Genomic DNA, 2,353 nt, shown 5'->3' with positions numbered 1-2,353 from the left:
GCCGCGCCTCCGCCGCCGCCTCCGCCGCCCGGCGCGCCGCCATTGCCGCCTGCCCCGCCGTTGACCGCATTGCCGCCGGCTCCGCCGCCGCCCGAGGCTCCGGAACTGAGCAGGGTCGCCGACCCGGATATGCTGAGGCCGGGCGCTCCGGCGCCGCCTGGCGCGGTGCCGCCGGTCGATTGCGACAAGGGAACAGCCAGTGGCCCAAATCCGCTGTTTCCCCCCGCCCCCTCCAAATTGCCGGCGGTCAGGCCGCCGCCGCCGCCCGCCCCCGGCGCGTACTTCCCGCCGCCATTGTTCCCGGTGCCGCCGCTGCCGGTGTTCCCTGCACCGCCGAGGACGGACCCCGACAAAGGCGGCATGTACCTGCCGCCGACGATGAAGCCGGAGGTGGCGCTGCCCGTGCTCCCGCCGTCTCCGCCTTGCCCCACAGTCGACATCGCGCTGAGGTAGGAGCCGAAGGATGTGTTTCCCCCCGTCCCGCCCGCCGCACCGTTGCCGTCGGCCGTCGACTGTGCGGCGCCGCCGGCCCCGCCCGCGCCGATGGTCACGGCGACGGTCGATGTGAGGCTCGACGCGGCAAATTCCGCCTCCGTGAACGAGCCGGGCGCCCCGCCTGCGCCGCCCGAGCACGCCACGCCCGCGCCTCGCAACGCGCCGGAGCCGCCGCCGCCGCCGCCCGATACGCAGGTGACCTTCACGAGCTTCGCCCAGGCGGGCTTCGTCCAGGTGCCGGACGAGGTGAACGTGTCCGCCTGGACGCGCGCGGCCCCGAGCGGGAAGGCCGCGGCGCCCGTCGTCCGGTCGATCCGCAGCGCCTCGGTCCAGCTCGCGCCGTCGGGCGAGACCTTGAGCGACAGGTCGTCGTCGCCGAGCAGGCCGAGCTCCGCCCGGCCGGAGAAGCCGGACTGGAAGAGCAGCGACAGCACGTCCGCCGCGCCCTCCTTGTTGAGCGTGTAGCGGAGGTCGCCGTCGCCGCCCTCGGCCGCCGTCTTCGCGGTGAAGAGCGCCTTGTTGAGCTTCGCCGAGAGCGGGTTTGCGGCGTCCGCCGTCGTGCCGATCCCGAGCAGCGCGAGGTTCTGCAGCGCCGCGATCGCGCCGGCGAAAGAGTGCCATTCCGACCCGTCGAAATAGACGAGCGCCGCCTCGTCGATCACCCAGGCGCGCCAGCCCGGCTGCGGCGCGTGATGGATCCAGGCGCCGTCCTGCCGGACCGCCACTTTGTTCTCCAGCCCGGTCCATTCGCCCGTCGCCGCGGCGGCGACGATGTAGCGCGCCCCTTCCGCCGGGGCGCCGGGCGGCGCGCCGAGCGCGCGCGTCGACACGGCGAGATGGACGAGCGCGTCGAGGATCGCGAGCGCCTCGTTGTGGGTGACGTGCTTCTGCGCCTGCTCGGCCAGGATCGGCGGCAGGCCGAGGCGTGTCGTGTCAGACATGGAAGGTGCCCTCGCTTGCAAGACCCGGCCCCATGGTCGCGCTCCGCTGCGCCACCCGGACCGTGAGCACCGCCGGCAGCATGCCCCAGTCGGCGGTCTGGTCGGCGGCGGAATAGAGCCATTCCGGCGCGCCGGTCCCGACGGTGCGGATGGGCGCCCCGGCGTCGAGGATCTCGAGCCGGTAGGCCTCGGACGCCTCGTTGAGCGGCACGTCCGGCGGCTCCCAGGCATCGCCCCCGAAGCGCGTGCGCCGCGTCCATGCGATCCTGACGTCGCCGCTTTCTGCGGCGCGCGCCGCCTTCAGGTGGACGGGGCTGAAGGGCCTGAGCCCGCGTCCCGCCGGCGTCACCGTCAGCGCCGTGTAGCTCGCCGAGAAATGGCTGTCCTGGGCCGGGCCGATCCGGAGCCGGAGCGGCCTGCCGATCTGGTCGGCCGCGACCGGCAGCGCCGTCACCGCCTCGTCGAGGAGCACGAAATCCGCGCCCGCCGGCGCGCCGGCCGCCATGGCCGGCCCGCTGTCGCCCTGGGCCCGCAGCAGCCGTCCGAGCCGGTAGCGCCGCTCGCCGACGAGGTCGGCCCGCGCGAACTGGAGCACCTCCCAGTCGCCGGTTGCGGCGCGGACCGCCGCCAGGTTCCCGCCGCCGAGCAGGTCGATCTCCGGCAGGCTCGCCAGCGCGCCGCCGAAGAGCGTCACTTCCGGCGCGTTCGCCCGGTCGTAGCGGCCGACCGGCCCGGGCAGGAGCGCCGTCTCGAGGCGGCCGAGGACGGCCCGGCGGCTCAGCGCCTTCACGAGCCGGAAGCCGCCGCCTTCCGCCGCGGCGTGGACCGCGATCGTGCCCGGCCAGGGATCGGCGAACACGGCGAGCCGCGGCGCGTGCGCGTCCGCCCCGTCGGGCGGCGGCGCGAGCTCCAGGATC

At 75.4% G+C, this 2,353-nt stretch carries 2 protein-coding genes; both read right to left on the bottom strand.

The window, feature by feature from the left end; all coding sequences use genetic code 11:
- Positions 1-1,436, bottom strand: a 1,436-nt coding sequence (locus tag E4O86_RS23720) for a DUF2793 domain-containing protein (protein ID WP_246206571.1), incomplete at its 3' end; no start/stop codon positions are given.
- On the bottom strand, positions 1,429-2,353 hold a 925-nt coding region (locus E4O86_RS22775; protein WP_425500152.1), incomplete at its 5' end, for a GTA baseplate fiber-binding domain-containing protein. The genes E4O86_RS22775 and E4O86_RS23720, both read right to left, overlap by 8 nt.

This window comes from Propylenella binzhouense, from assembly GCF_009866965.1.
GTDB classification, from domain to species: domain Bacteria; phylum Pseudomonadota; class Alphaproteobacteria; order Rhizobiales; family Afifellaceae; genus Propylenella; species Propylenella binzhouense.
Note: the sequence above shows the minus strand (reverse complement) of the source record. Positions and strands in the feature narration are given on the sequence as shown.